General features: G+C 63.9%; 14 protein-coding genes. 1 reads left to right on the forward strand and 13 read right to left on the reverse strand.

Annotation, left to right across the window (positions count from 1 at the left end; all coding sequences use genetic code 11):
- Nucleotide 1 precedes the first annotated feature (1 nt).
- The gene (locus FIU86_RS14860) at nucleotides 2-1,225 is read right to left on the reverse strand and encodes a biopolymer transporter ExbB (protein ID WP_254703854.1); all 1,224 of its coding nucleotides are present in this window, start codon (nucleotides 1,223-1,225) and stop codon (nucleotides 2-4) included.
- Nucleotides 1,226-1,329: 104 nt separating this feature from the next.
- The gene (locus FIU86_RS14865) at nucleotides 1,330-1,860 is read right to left on the reverse strand and encodes a gamma-glutamylcyclotransferase (protein WP_170067193.1); all 531 of its coding nucleotides are present in this window, start codon (nucleotides 1,858-1,860) and stop codon (nucleotides 1,330-1,332) included.
- Between the two features lie 92 nt (nucleotides 1,861-1,952).
- Between FIU86_RS14865 and FIU86_RS14870 the strand changes: the two genes are divergently transcribed.
- A complete protein-coding gene (locus tag FIU86_RS14870) occupies nucleotides 1,953-2,948 on the forward strand; it encodes a DUF2125 domain-containing protein (protein ID WP_152475798.1) in 996 nt (331 codons plus the stop codon).
- A 147-nt stretch (nucleotides 2,949-3,095) separates the two neighbouring features.
- Here FIU86_RS14870 and FIU86_RS14875 read toward each other — a convergent pair whose 3' ends face one another.
- The 11 genes from FIU86_RS14875 to FIU86_RS14925 all read right to left on the reverse strand — a co-directional run bounded on the left by FIU86_RS14875 (nucleotide 3,096) and on the right by FIU86_RS14925 (nucleotide 15,034).
- Nucleotides 3,096-3,701: an extensin family protein gene (locus FIU86_RS14875; RefSeq protein WP_152475799.1), complete on the reverse strand. Its 606-nt coding sequence runs from the start codon at nucleotides 3,699-3,701 to the stop codon at nucleotides 3,096-3,098.
- 5 nt (nucleotides 3,702-3,706) lie between these two features.
- Nucleotides 3,707-4,624, reverse strand: a complete 918-nt coding sequence (locus FIU86_RS14880; RefSeq protein WP_152475800.1) for a prephenate/arogenate dehydrogenase family protein — start codon at nucleotides 4,622-4,624, stop codon at nucleotides 3,707-3,709.
- Nucleotides 4,621-5,706 (reverse strand): histidinol-phosphate transaminase, encoded by a 1,086-nt coding sequence (gene hisC / locus FIU86_RS14885; protein WP_152475801.1) that lies wholly within the window; start codon nucleotides 5,704-5,706, stop codon nucleotides 4,621-4,623. Before hisC ends, FIU86_RS14880 begins: the two co-directional genes overlap by 4 nt.
- A 384-nt stretch (nucleotides 5,707-6,090) precedes the next feature.
- A complete protein-coding gene (locus FIU86_RS14890) occupies nucleotides 6,091-7,512 on the reverse strand; it encodes a homospermidine synthase (RefSeq protein ID WP_152475802.1) in 1,422 nt (473 codons plus the stop codon).
- Nucleotides 7,513-7,607: 95 nt separating this feature from the next.
- Nucleotides 7,608-8,228 carry a 30S ribosomal protein S4 gene (rpsD, locus tag FIU86_RS14895; protein WP_152475803.1) on the reverse strand — a complete coding sequence of 207 codons (621 nt, stop codon included), beginning with the start codon at nucleotides 8,226-8,228 and terminating at the stop codon, nucleotides 7,608-7,610.
- Nucleotides 8,229-9,001: 773 nt separating this feature from the next.
- A complete protein-coding gene (gene mnhG, locus FIU86_RS14900; protein ID WP_152475804.1) occupies nucleotides 9,002-9,400 on the reverse strand; it encodes a monovalent cation/H(+) antiporter subunit G in 399 nt (132 codons plus the stop codon).
- On the reverse strand, nucleotides 9,397-9,684 hold the full coding sequence (locus FIU86_RS14905; protein WP_152475805.1) for a K+/H+ antiporter subunit F: 288 nt from the start codon (nucleotides 9,682-9,684) through the stop codon (nucleotides 9,397-9,399). The genes mnhG and FIU86_RS14905 overlap by 4 nt, the downstream gene beginning before the upstream one ends.
- Complete coding sequence (locus tag FIU86_RS14910; protein WP_152475806.1) at nucleotides 9,681-10,181, reverse strand: Na+/H+ antiporter subunit E; 501 nt, start codon at nucleotides 10,179-10,181, stop codon at nucleotides 9,681-9,683. The genes FIU86_RS14905 and FIU86_RS14910 overlap by 4 nt, the downstream gene beginning before the upstream one ends.
- Nucleotide 10,182: 1 nt before the next feature.
- Entirely contained in the window at nucleotides 10,183-11,802 is a 1,620-nt protein-coding gene (locus FIU86_RS14915; RefSeq protein ID WP_152475807.1) for a monovalent cation/H+ antiporter subunit D, read from the reverse strand.
- Nucleotides 11,799-12,158, reverse strand: coding sequence for a Na+/H+ antiporter subunit C (locus tag FIU86_RS14920; protein WP_152475808.1), 360 nt, complete (start codon nucleotides 12,156-12,158; stop codon nucleotides 11,799-11,801). The genes FIU86_RS14915 and FIU86_RS14920 overlap by 4 nt, the downstream gene beginning before the upstream one ends.
- A complete protein-coding gene (locus FIU86_RS14925) occupies nucleotides 12,158-15,034 on the reverse strand; it encodes a monovalent cation/H+ antiporter subunit A (RefSeq protein WP_152475809.1) in 2,877 nt (958 codons plus the stop codon). Before FIU86_RS14925 ends, FIU86_RS14920 begins: the two co-directional genes overlap by 1 nt.
- Nucleotides 15,035-15,140 lie beyond the last annotated feature (106 nt).

Consider the following 15,140-nt stretch of genomic DNA (forward strand, 5'->3'; position numbering starts at 1 on the left):
CCTAGCTCCCCTGCTCCCGCTCGGTGCGCCGCAGCGCCCGTGGCGCCGCATCGCCCCGGCCGTGGCTCGATGCCAACTGCCCGATCGCCCGCGACAGCGAATTCAGATCGGTGCGCAACTCGCTCATGCTTTCCTGCCGCCCGGCGCTGATTTCCTCAAGAATGCGCAGCATTTGCACGTCGATCGACCGCAGCCGCATCCGGCTTTCCGCGTCGATCCCACCGCTTTCACCCTCGTGGCTCGCCATCTGCCGGATCAGCTCTTCCTGCCCGTCCGCCACCCGCGTCAACGCGTCATGCAAGGGCGCGGTATCGGTCAACCGCTCCGTCAGTTTCTCCATAGAATCCGCCAGCAGGCTCAGCTTTTCATCCACCATCGCGCGGCTCACATCGGATTGCGTCAGCATCAGCTGCAGGCTCTCCATCTGCTCGCCCATGTGGTCGATGACGCCCGCCATCACCCCGGCCTCGCTGCCGCCCTCACCGTCACCCGACGCAAGACCGACCCGCGTGATCGTCGACATCCATTCTTCCAATTCGCGGTAGAACCGGTTCTGCCCGTGCCCCGCGAAGAGCTCCAGAAGGCCCACCACCAACGACCCGGCCAGACCCAAGAGCGAACTGGCAAAGGCCACGCCCATGCCGCCCAGCTGCGACTCCAGCCCGGTCATCAGGCGGTTGAACACGTCCACGCCTTCCTCGCCATCCTGCGGGGCCAGGCTGCGGATCGTGTCCACCACCGCCGGCACCGTCGTGGCCAGACCATAGAACGTGCCCAGCAGGCCAAGGAAAATCAACATGCTGGTGATATAGCGCGTGATCTCCCGCGCCTCGTCGATCCGCTGCGCCACCGAGTCGAGGATCGACCGCGCCGAGCCCGACGCGATCTTCATCCGCTTGCCGCGCTGCTTCAGCAGGGTCGCCAACGGCGCCAGCAGCAGCGGCGCCTTGATATCCTGGGGGGTTTCGCGCTCGTGGACAAACCCCTCGATCCATCGCACCGAACCGATCAGTTGGTACATCTGCCAGAAACAGGCCACCACGCCGATCACGAACACGAACAGGATGAACCCGTTCAGGTACGGGTTCGCCTGGAACACCGGCAACACCCGCGGCAACGCGAAGAACGCGCCAAGCCCCGTCAGGGCCAGCACGATCAGCATCAGCGTGATCTGCCTCACGGGGTGTGAAAAGTTGGGCTCGACCTCACGGTCCGGCTGGTCCATCTGGACGGCTCCCGGCGCGGTTATTGTTTGGCGACACCCTACGCGTTAACCACTTTGAAGCCAAGGTTTTAAAGCGTTTCCGGCGCGTCTGCCGCGCGCCTTGCTCAAACCCCGATCCCCTTCACCCGCCGCACCAGCCAGTCCAGCTCGGGATCAACGATCCCCAGCTCTTCCAGGTGCGCGACGGTCTGGAAAAGATACTCATGGTTCGGCCCCCGCCCGCCGTGGGCGCGTGCAATGATCCGCGCCTGTTCCTCCAGGTCCAGCCCGCCGCAATACTGCACGTGATCGGCGTCGATCACATAGGTCAGCGCCCGCACCTGCCGCCCGTCGCGCAGCATGATGTCCAGCTCTTTCTCAAGGTAAGCCGCCGACACCAGTTCGCGCTCGCGCAGATAGGCCAGCACCTTGTCCTCTTCGTCCTCGTGCACCGCCAGCGCCACCCCCCGGCACAGCGCATCGGGGCTTTCGTCCAGCGCCAGCACAAGGCCGGGGTTCTCCTCGGTGCCGCGATGGTGGATCGACCGCATGCAGAAACTGCGGTGATAGCCCGGCAAGGCGGCCAGCACCCGCTGCACCGGCGTGAACCCGGGGTTCCACACCAGCGACCCATAGCCGAAAACCCACATCGTCATTTTTCCGCTCCTTGCGCTTTCCCCTGCCCCCTAATCACTTTAGATACCACTCGGCAAGGGCTCGGAAGAAGGCTGATAGGCAGATGCGCGGCATGTTGATCCTCATCGTGGTGGCGGCTTTGGCGTGGTCCGTCTACTGGGCCGTTGGCTCCACCGGCGCGACCAAGGCGTTCGAAGCGTGGTTCGAGGGCCGCCGCGCCGATGGCTGGGTCGCCGAATATTCCGATCTCACGACCCGCGGCTTTCCCAACCGCTTCGACACCACCTTCACCGATGTCAGCCTCGCCGACCCCGACACCGGCCTGGCCTGGGAGGCACCGTTCTTTCAGGTCTTCGCGCTCAGCTACAAGCCAAACCACATCATCGCCGTCTGGCCCGATCATCAGCTGATCGCGACGCCCCAAGCCAAGTACGACGTGACCAGCACCGACATGCGCGCTAGCCTTGTCACGCGCCCCGCACCCGGCCTGCCTCTGGATCGGCTGACCCTGACCGCCGAAGATCTCGCCATTCAGCCCGACACCACCGTCCAGCCGACCACCGCCGACAGCCTGAGGCTCGCCGCAGAACGCACCACCGCCTCGGAAAGCAGCTATCGCCTTGGCCTCACCGCCGACGGGTTCACCCCCGCGCTGGACTGGCGGGTCAAGGTCGACCCGGGCGATACTCTGCCCGACGCGCTTGAGGCGCTGTCGCTGGACATGACTGTGGACTTCGACAAGCCTTGGGACCTCTCGGCGATCGAGGACGCCCGCCCACAGCCCCGCCGTATCGACCTCAAGCTGGCCGAGGCCCGCTGGGGCCGGCTGGAACTACAGGCCGCAGGCGAGGTGACTGTCGACGCTGCCGGCATTCCCACGGGCGAGATCACGATCAAAGCCCGCAATTGGCGCGACATCCTGCGCTTGGCCGTAGACAGCGGCGCGCTGCCGCAGGGCTTCGCCGGCACGCTCGAAGACGGCCTCGCGCTGGTGTCGCAAATGGCCGGCAACCCCAAGACGCTCGACATTCCGCTGGGCCTGCGCGATGGCCGCGTCCTTCTGGGCCCGGTGCCCCTCGGCCCCGCGCCAGTGCTGCGCCTGCGATAGCGTTTCCGGGTCAGCCTGAAAATGCATCGCTTTTTGCGTTTGAAAAGGCAGCGAAAAGCGGTTCAATTTTTTCCCGGAAACGCGCTAGAGCGCCAAAAGATTTCAGAAATCTTTTGGCAAATCTTTTCTCGAAAGATTTGCCCCGCCCTACCGGCAGTACGACCCGCTCCGGTAATCCGCCGTGTCGAAATGGAAGTGATCGCGGTGATACCCGTCGGATCCCGGCCCCAGAACCGTACCGAACGGCCCGCAAGCCGAGCCATGCAACTGCCGCAAAATCTTGCCGCGCTTGCCTGTCCCCCAGTCGTTCAGCACCGAGATATCCGTGCCGTCCCGCAAAAGAAACGCCGAGATGTCGATCGCGTTGCCCTTGGCATGCTCCGACAGCCGTGCGCCGCGCTTGTGATTGCGCGTCCGGCACACGTAATGCGCCGCGACCTTCAGGCTTCTGACGCCGCCGCCCGTGTCCCCGACAATGGGCTTCATGTCGTTCTGCACCCAGGCGTTCAGCGTGCGCGCCGTCTTGCAATTCATCTTCGCGGGCTGGCTCAGCAGAACCCCGCCGACGGCATCCACCTCGACCGCGTTGGCTATCCCGCAGGCGCCGTTCCCGGGCACCTCGCCCACCACGACGCCCTGGATCGACGGGTCGCCGCAGACAGCCCCGCGCGTGACCAGCTCTGGGTCATCCCCATCGCCGCCCCCAAACGAACAACTTGCCAGAAACACTGGAAAAACCCACGCCAAACGCATCCTGCTCAACCCTTTTTCACGCGCCCGAAATCCGGCGCATCCGTATCTTGCCCGGCCTCGATGATACCACGCCGAATGCTGCGCGTCCGCGTGAAATAATCATGCAGCAAGTCACCGTCCCCGGTGCGGATCGCCCGTTGCAGCGCAAACAGTTCCTCGGTGAAGCGCCCCAGCACTTCCAGCGTCGCTTCCTTGTTGGTCAGGAACACGTCGCGCCACATGGTGGGGTCGCTGGCGGCAATCCGGGTAAAGTCGCGGAAACCGGCGGCGGAATACTTGATGACCTCGCTGTCGGTCACCCGGCGCAGGTCGTCGGCCACGCCAACCATCGTATAGGCAATCAGGTGCGGCGTGTGGCTGGTCACGGCGCAGACAAGGTCGTGGTGGTCTGCATCCATCTCGTCTGTCCTGGCGCCCATCGCCTGCCACAACGCCTCCAGCCGCTCCACCGCATCGCGGTCGCTGCCCTCTACCGGCACGATCAGGCAGTACTTGTTCTCGAACAGCTCGGCAAAGCCCGAGCGGGGCCCGGAATGCTCGGTGCCCGCCATCGGGTGGGCCGGCACGAAGTGCACGCCTTGCGGCAGATGCGGACCGACCGCCTCGATCACCGCCTTCTTGACCGAGCCGACGTCGCTGACCGTGGCGCCAGCCTTCAGCGACGGCGCGATCTCTTCCGCCAGCGTGCCCATCACGCCCACCGGAACGCACAGCACCACAAGGTCCGCGCCCTCCACAGCCTCGGCGGCGCTGTCACAGACCCGGTCGCACAGCCCGATCTCGCGCGCCACGTCGCGCGTCTCCAGCGACCGCGCGAACCCTGTGACTTCGCCCGCCAGACCGGCGCGCTTCATCGCCCAGAACATCGACGAGGCAATCAGGCCCAGCCCGATCAGCGCAACCCGGTCATAGATCACGCTCATTCCGCGTCTCCCATGAACTGGCCCACCGCGTGCGCGACCCGGCGACAACTGGCCTCGTCACCCACGGTAATCCGCAGGCAATGCGGCAGGTTATACCCCCCGACCCGGCGCACGATCAGACCCTCGGATTTCAGGTAGTCGTCACAGGCCTCGGCCTGTTCCTGATCGGCAAAGCGGGCGAGAACGAAATTCGCCAGCGACGTGTCCGACGGGACGCCATGCCCGGCCAGCGCCTCTGCCAGCCACGCCCGCATCCGCGCATTGTCCGCACGGCATTTGTCGACCCAGGCCTGATCGCGCACCGCGGCCTCGGCCGTGACCAGCGCCGCCTGGCTCAGGTTGAACGGCCCGCGCACGCGGTTCAGAACATCCACGACATGCGCCGGACCATATCCCCACCCCACGCGCAGCCCGCCCAGCCCGTAGATCTTGGAAAAGGTTCGCGTCATCACCACGTTCTCGCGCGCATCGACCAGCGCCGCGCCACCGTCGAACCCCTCGACATACTCGGCATAGGCGCCATCCAGCACCAGCAGCACGTCCTCCGGCACCCCCTCGGCCAGCCGGGCGATCTCGCCGTCGCCTATCATCGTGCCGGTCGGGTTGTTGGGGTTGGCGAGGAACACCAGCCGCGTTCGTTTGGTAACCGCTGACAGGATCGCATCCACATCCGTCACCCGCTCGCGCTCGGGCACCTCGACCGGCGTCGCGCCGTTGGACAACGCCGCGATCTTGTAAATGGCAAAGCCATGCTCGGTATGAATGACCTCATCGCCCGGCCCGGCATAGCACTGGCACAGCAGCGACAGGATCTCGTCACTGCCCACGCCACAGACGATCCGGTCCGGATCCAGCCCGTGCACCTCGGCAATTGCGCCCCGCAGGCCGGCATGGTCGGTCGACGGATAGCGGTGCAGATCATACGCCGTCTTGCGAAACGCGTCCTTCGCCGCCTCGCTCGGCCCAAACGGGTTTTCGTTCGAGCTGAGCTTGACCACGTTGCTTATCCCCTCCACATGGCTCGACCCGCCCACATATGGGGCGATGTCCAGTATTCCGGGCTGTGGGGTGATTTTGGTCATGTGATGTCTTTCCTCCCGGGGGCAGCGGCACACACCGCCCGGGGCCGCAGCGGCCGTGGACAGGCGGTTTTGTTCCGCATTACCGAGACGCGCACGTCCTGACCAGCCCCACCAAGGTCAAATCGCACGAGATGCGGCGCGAAGACCACGCCGCGGGCATCAAAAAACCAGCGTCGATGTCAACGTTCCAGCCCCCAGCGCGGAATCAAGGCCGCAGGCCGCCGCGCAATCGACGGGCCGCCTCCACGGCACGTCGATACCTCAACATCAGCGCGCCGATCCAAGACTTTGCGGGAACTCTGAGATAAAGCACGCCCGCTCAGACCTCGGATCGACGCACCGCGGCCCGTCGATGGCGCGGCTCAGCGCTTATCGCCCGGCCCCTCACGACGCCAGCACGTTCCGGAAAAGCCACGGATCGCTCTCGTCGATATCCTCGGGGAAATGCTCCCAGCGGTCCTGCAGGGGCGTCCAGTCGGTGTAATGCGCCTCGACCGGACCCAGATACGGGCGCTGCACCTCAAGGCACCGGGCGTGGTCCATCTCGTCGGTCTCCACGATCCCCGCCTCCGGGTTCTCCAGCGCCCAGACCATGCCCGCCAGCACCGCGCTCGTCACCTGCAACCCGGTGGCGTTCTGGTAGGGCGCCAAATCCTTGGTTTCCTCGTTCGACAGGCGCGAACCATACCACATCGCGTTCTTCTCATGCCCGTAAAGCAGCACGCCCAACTCGTCGATGCCGGTCACGATCTCGTCCACGTCCAGAATCTCGTGCGTGGTCTGCTGCCGCCCCGCGCCGAACATCTCGTGCAGCGACAACACCGCGTCGTCGCAGGGGTGATAGGCATAATGGCAGGTGGGCCGGAACTCCGGCGCCTCCGGCGCGCCCACGGTGTAGAAATCGGAAATCGAGATCGCCTCGTTATGCGTCACCAGGAACCCGAATTGCGGCCCCGGCGTCGGGCACCACGTGTGCACACGGGTGATCGCGCCGGGCCGTTCCAGCCAGATCCCTGCCCGACAGCCGGTCTCGTGGCTGTGCCCGTTTTCCGGGAACCACGTCTCATGCGTGCCCCAGCCCAGCTCGGCGGGCTGGAACCCTTCCGCGATGAACCCCTCGACGGACCACGTATTCACGAAGGTCCCCCGTGGCCGTGGCAGGGCGCGCGCCTGCGTGTCCCGCTCAGCGATATGCACGCCTTTGACGCCCAGCCCTTGCATCAACCTGGCCCAGCCGTCTCGATCTCCGGGCGCGGCGGCATCCTTGCCTGTATCGCGGGCCAGCGTCAGCAACGCCTCTTTCACGAACCAGCTGACCATCCCGGGGTTGGCCCCGCAACAGCTCACCGCCGTGGTCCCGCCCGGATTGGCCGCCTTCTCGTCCCGCACCGCCTGTCGCAGCGCATAGTTCGTCCGCGCCGCGTTGTCTGCCGTGTCGAAGTAATAGCCCGCCCACGGCTCCACCACCGTGTCGATATACAGCACACCCTGCTCACGGCAGAACTTCATCAGGTCGAGCGACGATGTATCCACGCTCAGGTTCACCACGAACCCCTTGCCCGGCTCAATGAGCCCGCCCAGCAATTCGCGGTAATTCTCCTGCGTCACCGCCTCGGGCACGAAGCGCAGTCCCAGTTCGCGCAAAGCCTCGTGATTGGCCGCGTTCGGCTCGATCACCACGAACTTGTCCGCATCATAATCGAAATGCCGCTCGATCAGCGGCCACGTTCCCTTCGCGATCGACCCGAAGCCGATCATCACGATGGTCCCGTCGATGCGCCCGTACTTGGGAAAATCCTGTACCATGCTCTGCGTCTCCTCCACTTACAAATGCCTTACAAATGCAAAAGGCCGCGCCCAGCGGCACGGCCTTCCGGATCACGGGCTGCAGACCTAAAAACTTAGTTCTGCGCGTAGAATTCGATGACGAGGTTCGGTTCCATCATCACCGGGTACGGCACGTCGCCCAGGCTCGGTGTCCGCACGAAAGTGGCGGTCATCTTCGAGTGGTCGGCGTCGATATAGTCCGGCACGTCGCGCTCGGGCAGCTGCGTGGCTTCCAGGATAGCGGCCATCTGCTTCGAACGGTCACGAACCTCGATCACGTCGCCCTCTTTAACACGATAAGAGGGGATGTTCACCAGCTTGCCGTTCACGCGAACGTGACGGTGGTTCACGAACTGACGCGCGGCAAAGATGGTCGGCACGAACTTGGCGCGGTAGACGACCGCGTCCAGACGGCGCTCCAGCAGGCCGATCAGCAGTTCGCCGGTGTCGCCTTTCAGACGCTCGGCCTCACTGAAGATGCGGCGGAATTGCTTCTCGGTCAGGTCGCCGTAATAACCCTTCAGCTTCTGCTTGGCACGCAGCTGCAGGCCGAAGTCGGAAATTTTTGCCTTGCGGCGCTGGCCGTGCTGGCCGGGGCCGTATTCGCGGCGGTTGACCGGGGATTTCGGACGCCCCCAGATGTTTTCGCCCATCCGGCGGTCGATCTTGTATTTGGCAGCCGTTCTCTTTGTCATCGACTGATCTCCTTCTCAATGTGCTTCCACGCCTTGATCCGAAAACCGGTTTCCACTTTTCGGGGCGTGGACAGGAAGGGCGTTGTCCTTTCCGTGGATTTTGCCACGGCGACAGGCTTCCCCTTGCGGGGGCCACCAACACCAATGAAGCCGCGCTTATATAAGGGTTCGTGGCGGAGTCAACACCGTCATCGCCAGCCCTTGGGTTTTCTTTAGTGCGCAACGATTCAAGAGGGCGACCAAGCAATCGCACCGCAGCATCATTGACTTTCCGTAACTACATTGTATATACAATGCATCTACAATAATACTGGCGTCCCGCCATCCTCTCAGGAGTAAATGAAATGTCCCTTATTCACGCCCGCAGCGTTCTGGTACGCAACCGTCTCGACTGGTCCACCCCTCATCTAGGCTGGCTGCCCCGCCGCGTGTATCAGCGTTTCTTCAAGCCTCAGGTTTGAATGAAGCTGGCGAACGCGTTGTGCCATGCTCTTGTAAGCCGCGCGATCGCCAAACCGTGGGATCGCGACGCAACGAGACTTCGGCGCGCATTATTCCAGCCAGACCAGAACAACCTTCAGTCGACGCGCCAACTCCAGCCAATCGCCAGCCCGATGGTGCAGTCTGGCAATCGCGCGGCGGCGCGGCAAGCCGCGCCTTTATTCCGCGCGTGCACACTTGGAAAACCGCGGTCCCGAACCTGATCCGGGACCTCTCGCCGCTTTCGTAGGGTGGGTGAAAACCCACGCATCTCAAGCCAGAAAGGGCGCGCCCTACTCTTGCGCCTTCGCCGCGTCCGCCTCGGCCTCTCTTTCTAGGTCCGGGTCCTTCAGCGTCGACCACGTGTCGTCACGCGGCGGTGCGGGCGGCGTATCGCAGGCCCGTTTGTGGATGTTCACCTTGGCGATGAAATGCGCCGAGATGGGCGCCGTCACGAACAGGAACGCCATGATCAGCGGCTCGTGATAGGACGTGTCGCCGATCAGGAACGAGTGTATCATCGACGCCAGCAGGAACATCCCGATCCCGAGCGTGCCCACCTTCGTGGGCGCGTGCAGGCGCGTCATCGGGTCGTTGAACTTCAGCAGGCCGAACACACCGACCAGCACGAAGCCCGAACCCACCAGCAGGCAGAACGCGACGGCAAGATTTCCGATCTCCAACCAGCTCATTCGATGATGTCCCCCCTCAGGATGAACCGCGCCAGCGCCACCGTGGACACGAAACCCAGCATCGCGATCAACAGCGTGACCTCGAAATAGACCTGGACGCCTTGGTAGATGCCCACCATCACCACCAGCCCCAGCGCGTTGATTACCATCGTGTCCAGCGCAAGGATCCGGTCGCCCGGTGTCGGCCCCATCACCAGCCGCACCATCGACAAAAGCTGCCCCAGCGCCAGCGCGACAAAGGAAATGACGATGGCAATATCCATGATGTCAGCAGGGTTGCTCATGCGAAAATCTCCTCCAGCCGGGCCTCGTAGCGGGTCTTGATCTCGTCGCGCACCGCGTCCGGGTCATCGGTGTGCAACACATGCACCAGCAGGCTGTGCCCCTCGTCGGACAAATCCGACGACACGGTGCCGGGCGTCAGCGTGATCGTCCCCGCGAGGATGGTAATCGCCTCGGGCTTCACCAGGTCCAGCGGCACCACGATCCACGCGGGTTTCAGCTTGTCGTTCGGCACCGTCAGCACGATCCACGCCACCTCCAGGTTGGCGATTATGATATCCTTGATCACGATCATGCTGTAGGTGAACATCTTGAACAGGCGGAACCCCTCGGGCGTGTCCGGCCACCAGATCGACGTTATCCACGGGATGATGATGCCCAGGATCAACCCGAAAACCGCCATCCCCGCCGAGAATTCGTTCTGCAACAGGATCCAGACAAGTGTCAGCAGCAGGGTTAGATATGGATGCGGGAACACCCAGTAGAACGCGCGTGTCATGTCAGTGCCCCCCGTTCTCTTGCTTGTCCGCGCCATAGGCCGCGTCGCTGTCGCCATGGTCGTCATCGCCATAGCCACCCTTGGCCTTGTCCTCGGGCCGGCCCAGCTTGCCCGGCGTCTCCAGCACTGTCGAGATGTATGGCTCCGGCGCGAACAGCTGCGCCGAGATTGCCCGCGTGTAGCCATGCACCTGCCCGGCAAAGACCGTGTGCGCGATCAGCAGCGCGATCAGCCCGCCCACGGCGGAATAGCTCAGCACCGACGGTGCCGCCACCACCGGCGCCCCCTCGGGCGGCGCGATACTGCGCGCCTTCCAGAAGACATTGCTGCCCGCCCGGGCAAACCCGACTATGCTTATCAGGCTGGACACCAGCACCACCGCCCAGATCCACGGCATCTGCGCACTGTCATAGGCCGCGTCCAGCACCAGCAGCTTGCCCAGGAAGCCCGACAACGGCGGCAGCCCCGCCATGGCAATCGCGCCAACGAAGAACATCCCCGCGGTCAACGCCGCGCCCGACACTGGCGGCTGCGCCGTCAGGGTCGGGTTGTCGCGCCCCGCCCGCGCCAGATCGGTGATCAGGAACAGGATCGCGCCCGCCAGCGTCGAATGTACGATATAATAAAGCGCCGCGGCGATCCCGGCCTCGGTGAACAGCGCAATCGCCACCATCACCATGCCCATCGACCCGATGATCGAAAAGGCCACCAGCCGGTCCAGCTTCTTCGCCGCCAGCACACCGATCATCCCGATCGCCAGCGAGATCAACGCGGCCGGCATCAGCCACACCACGTGCAGCCCCGCCGTCGCCTCAAGGTCGGGCGGGAAGATCATCGTATAGACCCGGATGATGGCATAGGCCCCCACCTTGGTCATGATCGCAAAGAGGGCCGCCACGGGTGCGGGCGCCTCGGCATAGCTCGACGGCAGCCAGAAATGCAGCGGCACCAGCGCCGCCTTGATCGCAAAGACCAGCAAGAGCAGCACGGCAGCCACGCGAATCCCCACGGTCTCCTCCGCGCCGATCCGTGTCACCCGCTCGGCCAGGTCCGCCATGTTCAGTGTCCCCGCCTCGGCATAGATCGAGCCCAGCGCGAACAGAAACAGCGTGGAGCCGATCAGGTTATACAGAACATACTGCACCCCGGCCCGCAGCCGCGCGTTGCCGCCGGCGTGGATCATCAGGCCGTAGGAGGCAATCAGCAGCACCTCGAAAAACACGAACAGGTTGAACAGGTCGCCCGTCAGGAACGCCCCCATGATCCCCATCAGCTGGAACTGAAAGAGGGCGTGGAAATGCCACCCCCGCTCGTCCCATCTCGACCCGATGGCGTATAGCAGCACGAACAGCGCCAGCACGGAGGTCAGCAGCACCATCAGCGTCGACAGCCTGTCGCCCACCAAAACGATGCCAAAGGGCGCGGCCCAGTCGCTCAACTGATAGAGGATCACGTCGCCGCCCGACACGGACCACGCCAGACTGGCCGAAATGGCGATCAGCGCCACGACACCCGCGACAGAAAATGCCCGCTGAATCCCGAAATGAAACCGTGCGGCCAGCACGATGAACGGCGCCAGCAGCGCCGGCAGCACGACGGGCGCGATAATCCAATGGGTCATTGCTGGCCCTCCGCCTGCGCGTCGTCTTCTTCGTCCGGCTGGTCGTCCACATGGTCGTCATCCGCGCCCAGGAACGACCCAAGCGCGATCATCACCACGACCGCGGTCATCCCGAACGAGATCACAATGGCCGTCAGCACCAGCGCCTGCGGCAGCGGGTCGGTATAGGTCTCCACCCCGTCAACCAGAACCGGCGGCGCCCCCACGGTCAGCCGCCCCGAGGCGAACAGGAACACGTTGACCGCATAGGTCAGCAGCGAGATCCCAAGGATCACCGGGAACGTCCTCAGCCGCAGCACAAGGTAAAGCCCGCCCGCCGTCATGACGCCGATGGCCGATGCAACAAGAAACTCCATCAGACAGGCCCCCCGCTCGCGCCCACCGTTTTCGGCGGATCATCCCGTGACGGGTCGATATCCATCGGATGCTCTGTATCCGGCGTATGCGCCCGCCGCGCCAGCCGCGAAAAGCTCTCCAGCGACAGCATCACTGCGCCCACAACCGCCAGGAAAACGCCCAGATCGAACAGCGCCGCCGTCGCCAGCTCGAACTTCTCGAAGGGCGGAATGCGCACATAGGTGAAATCCGAGGTCAGGAACGGTTTGCCCACGAACCACGAGCCGATGCCGGTGAGACCGGCGATCAGCACGCCCGCACCGATCACCCCGTGATAGGGGTATCGCAACCGCTGCGAGGTCCAGGCAAAGCCGCTGGCCATGTACTGCATCACCACGGCGATCGACACGACCAGCCCGGCGATGAAACCGCCGCCCGGCTCGTTATGGCCGCGCAGGAAGATGTAGAAGCCCACCATCAAAACCACCGGCATGATCACGCGGGTCAGCACCACCATCATCATCGGATGCATGTCCCCCGCCCGCGACTGGTCCGGTTTGCGGTTCAGCAGCCGCGCCCGCACCTTGCTGTTCAGCAGAGTCTCGGTCAGCGCATAGATCAGTAGCGCCGCGATCCCCAGCACGATGATCTCGCCATAGGTGTCAAAGCCCCGGAAATCGACAAGGATCACGTTCACCACGTTGGTGCCGCCGCCACCCTTATAGGAATTGGCCAGGTGATACTCGGAAATCGGGCTGCTGACCGCGTCGCGCAGGAGGTAGTGATAGGACAGCGCAAAGGTCGCGAGCCCGCCGACGATCCCCACACCCGCGTCGCGCACCCGGCGCAGCAGGCTGCTTTCCACGGGCGTCGTCTTGGGCAGGAAGTTCAGCGCCAGAAGCAGCAGGATGATCGTCACCACCTCGACGGTGAACTGTGTCATCGCCAGGTCCGGCGCGCTGAAAAAGATGAAGCCCACCGACACCATCAGCCCCACGATCCCTATCAGGATCAGCGAGAAGAAGCGGTTGCGATGCAACAGCACCAGCGCCCCCGTGGCCGCCACCAGCATCACCCACCCGGCGATGGTCACCGCCGTCGCTGGCTGCAGCTCGCGCGTGGCTTCGGCCACCGTGCCCGTGGCCCAGGCATAGTATCCCACCACGATAATCGCCGCCGACCCCACGGCGGCATAGCGCGTGAAGGACCCGTTGTGGATCGGATGGATCAGCGCCCGCGCCCCCGCCGCCGCCGTCTCGACAATCCACTCGAAAATCACTTTGGCCTCGGGGCGCGGTGCGGCGTCCCACAGCTTCAGCAGCGGTTTGAACAGCAGCAGCACGATCAGCCCGCCCACCACGGCGGCGATCGACATGTAAAGCGCCGGCACCAGCCCGTGCCAGATCTTGATGTATTTCACCTCCAGCGGCTCGACCCCGCCAATCACGGCCTTGGCCACAAGGAACACGAAATCCTGCACAAGGAACGGCGCGACCCCGATCACCACCACAAGCACGACCAGGATCGCGGGCGGCAGCCACATGCCCGCCGGCGGATCATGCGGCTTGGCCGGATAGTCGTCGCGCACCGGCCCAAGGAAGGTGTGCGAAATGAAGCGGAAGCAGTACGCCGCCGAAAAGAGCGAGCCTATGACGGCCAGCGCCGGCACGAACCACCACGTATCGAACAGCACCGTGTGGTTGGCCTCCTCCAGCATCATTTCCTTCGACAAAAAGCCGTTCAGGAACGGTATGCCCGCCATCGACAGCGCCGCCAGCGTGGCGATGACGAACGTCACCGGCATCAGCTTTCGCAACCCACCGAGCAGTCGGATATCGCGCGTATGCGCCTCATGGTCGATGATGCCTGCGGACATGAACAGCGCCGCCTTGAATGTCGCGTGGTTCAGGATGTGAAACACCGCCGCCATCGCCCCGAACGCCGTGCCCGTGCCCAGCAGCATCGTGATCAGCCCGAGGTGACTGACCGTCGAGAACGCCAGCAGCGCTTTCAGGTCATGCTTGAAGAGCGCGATCACCGCGCCCAGCACCATCGTGATCAGCCCTGCCGTCGTGACGATCACGAACCATTCCGGCGTGCCCGACAAGACCGGCCACATCCGCGCCATCAGGAAGATGCCCGCCTTCACCATGGTGGCCGAGTGCAGATAGGCGCTGACCGGCGTGGGCGCCGCCATCGCGTGCGGCAACCAGAAATGGAACGGGAACTGCGCCGACTTGGTGAAGCACCCCAGCAGGATCAGGATCAGCGCCGGCACGTACATCGGATCGGCCTGGATCATCTCGCGCTCGGACAGGATCACGCTCAGGTCGTAGCTGCCCACGATCTGGCCCAGGATCAGCATCCCCCCGATCATCGCAAGGCCACCCATGCCCGTCACCGCCAGCGCCATCCGCGCGCCCTGTCGGCCCTCGGGCAGATGCTTCCAATAGCCGATCAGCAGGAAGGACGACAACGACGTCAGCTCCCAGAATACCAGCAAAAGCAATATGTTATCACTCAGAACAATCCCCACCATCGCGCCTTGGAACAGCAGCAGATAGGTGAAAAACTCGCCCATATGGTCTTCGCGGCTCAGGTATTGCCGGCCATAGGCGATGATCAGCATCCCGATGCCAAGGATCAGGAACGCAAAGAAGAACCCCAGCCCGTCCAGCATCAGCGTGAAGTTCAGCCCCAGCGCCGGCATCCAGTCGATCTGCGCCATCACCGTCCCGCCGGCCAGAACCGTCGGAAGGTTGGTCAAAAGCCCGATGAAAGCGGCCAGCGACACCGTGAACGTGACGCCCGCACAGGACGACCGCCCCGCCGAATTCATCAAGCCCGGCAGAAGGGCGCCGAAGAACGGAAGTGCTACGATAAAGAAGAGGGACACGCGAACTCCTTGGCGTAACAGTTTCGTAAATTCCGACCTAAACTGCATTCCAGCGACGAAAGCGCAAGGGAAAACGACCGAAATAGTCGGTTATAATCCTGCGTTA

The organism is Roseovarius sp. THAF9, assembly GCF_009363715.1.
GTDB lineage: Bacteria > Pseudomonadota > Alphaproteobacteria > Rhodobacterales > Rhodobacteraceae > Roseovarius.

Coding starts and splice junctions, on each gene's coding strand:
- FIU86_RS14860 (WP_254703854.1), bottom strand. CDS start 1,225: ATGGACCAGCCGGACCGTGAGGTCGAGCCCAACTTTTCACACCCCGTG.
- FIU86_RS14865 (WP_170067193.1), bottom strand. CDS start 1,860: ATGACGATGTGGGTTTTCGGCTATGGGTCGCTGGTGTGGAACCCCGGG.
- FIU86_RS14870 (WP_152475798.1), top strand. CDS start 1,953: ATGTTGATCCTCATCGTGGTGGCGGCTTTGGCGTGGTCCGTCTACTGG.
- FIU86_RS14875 (WP_152475799.1), bottom strand. CDS start 3,701: ATGCGTTTGGCGTGGGTTTTTCCAGTGTTTCTGGCAAGTTGTTCGTTT.
- FIU86_RS14880 (WP_152475800.1), bottom strand. CDS start 4,624: ATGAGCGTGATCTATGACCGGGTTGCGCTGATCGGGCTGGGCCTGATT.
- hisC (WP_152475801.1), bottom strand. CDS start 5,706: ATGACCAAAATCACCCCACAGCCCGGAATACTGGACATCGCCCCATAT.
- FIU86_RS14890 (WP_152475802.1), bottom strand. CDS start 7,512: ATGGTACAGGATTTTCCCAAGTACGGGCGCATCGACGGGACCATCGTG.
- rpsD (WP_152475803.1), bottom strand. CDS start 8,228: ATGACAAAGAGAACGGCTGCCAAATACAAGATCGACCGCCGGATGGGC.
- mnhG (WP_152475804.1), bottom strand. CDS start 9,400: ATGAGCTGGTTGGAGATCGGAAATCTTGCCGTCGCGTTCTGCCTGCTG.
- FIU86_RS14905 (WP_152475805.1), bottom strand. CDS start 9,684: ATGAGCAACCCTGCTGACATCATGGATATTGCCATCGTCATTTCCTTT.
- FIU86_RS14910 (WP_152475806.1), bottom strand. CDS start 10,181: ATGACACGCGCGTTCTACTGGGTGTTCCCGCATCCATATCTAACCCTG.
- FIU86_RS14915 (WP_152475807.1), bottom strand. CDS start 11,802: ATGACCCATTGGATTATCGCGCCCGTCGTGCTGCCGGCGCTGCTGGCG.
- FIU86_RS14920 (WP_152475808.1), bottom strand. CDS start 12,158: ATGGAGTTTCTTGTTGCATCGGCCATCGGCGTCATGACGGCGGGCGGG.